The organism is Okeania sp. SIO2C2, assembly GCF_010692625.1.
In the GTDB taxonomy this organism is placed as follows: Bacteria; Cyanobacteriota; Cyanobacteriia; order Cyanobacteriales; family Microcoleaceae; genus Okeania; species Okeania hirsuta.
Map to the genome: position 1 here is coordinate 1 of NZ_JAAHGM010000177.1, position 1,100 is coordinate 1,100.

Here is a 1,100-nt window from a genome sequence, read left to right on the forward strand (position 1 = left end):
GGCTTTGTTGCACAAAAGGTGACGTTTAGGCTATAAATAGCATCAGGATAATACGAATCAGTAGATACTCGTGAAGTCCAAGTCTAAGTCCAAGTCTAAGTCACTGCCTCGGTACAAGGTCAAGAATTGGTCTGAGTATGATGCATCTTTGTTTGCGCAGCATTCCGTAGGAAAGCAACGAGGCAGTCTGACATTTTGGCTTAATCAAGAGGTAATAGACCAATGGCTTAACAATCACGAAAACAGGACGCAAGGGAGGATCAAATACTTACAGTAATGTGGCGATCTTTCTTGATGGCAACACTTTCGACTTGATTTAGCTTGGCACGACGTCAAACTGAGGGCTTTTTAGAATCTATATTTTCTCGCTTTGGGACTAGAGTTACCAGTCCCAGACCACAGTACTTTTTCTCGTCGCTTGGGTAAATTGAACATAGAAATACCAGTAATTCCAGCAACAGAAGCAATTCACCTGGTGGTAGATTCGCATCTGAGTCAAAGTTGATGGAGAAGGAGAGTGGAAAACAAGAGTTCATGGAGTAGGTAAACGTCGTACATGGCGTAAGTTGCATCTAGGTGTGAATGAGGCAACAGGGGAAATAGTAACTGCAGTGGTTAGTACCAACGTGAAGCGTGACGACCAAGTATTTTGCCCACTACGATCTGGGAGTAGAAAGCGAGATAGGTCAAGTGTCAGGTGATGGAGCCTATGACAAACGCAAGTGCTACTCCGCAGCCAGTCACAGAGGAGCCAAACCAACCATACCACCCCGTAAAAATGCAGTCATCTGGGATCATGGTAATTGTAATAGTCCACCTCATCCTAGGGACGAGAACCTCAGAGAAATTCGTGATGTTGGACGTAAAAAGTGGAAACGTAAGAGTGGATACCACCGACGTTCTCTATCACAAACAACTATGTTTAGACTGAAAGTAATATTTGGAGGTAAGTTGCGACGACGGAAATTCGACAATCAGGCAGTGGAATTGTTCGTACAATGTGCCATACTTAATCGTATGATACAGAATTGTCAGCCAGAAAGCTACAAAGTAGAATTCGCTCTTCACTAATTAACTTCTCTTCTGGGGAGAAGTTGCGA

The 1,100-nt window shown here is 43.6% G+C and carries 1 pseudogene; it reads left to right on the forward strand.

The features are described 5' to 3' along the window. Positions 1-103 precede the first annotated feature (103 nt). Positions 104-1,071: pseudogene (locus F6K18_RS36250) on the forward strand (IS5 family transposase). Positions 1,072-1,100: the final 29 nt, after the last annotated feature.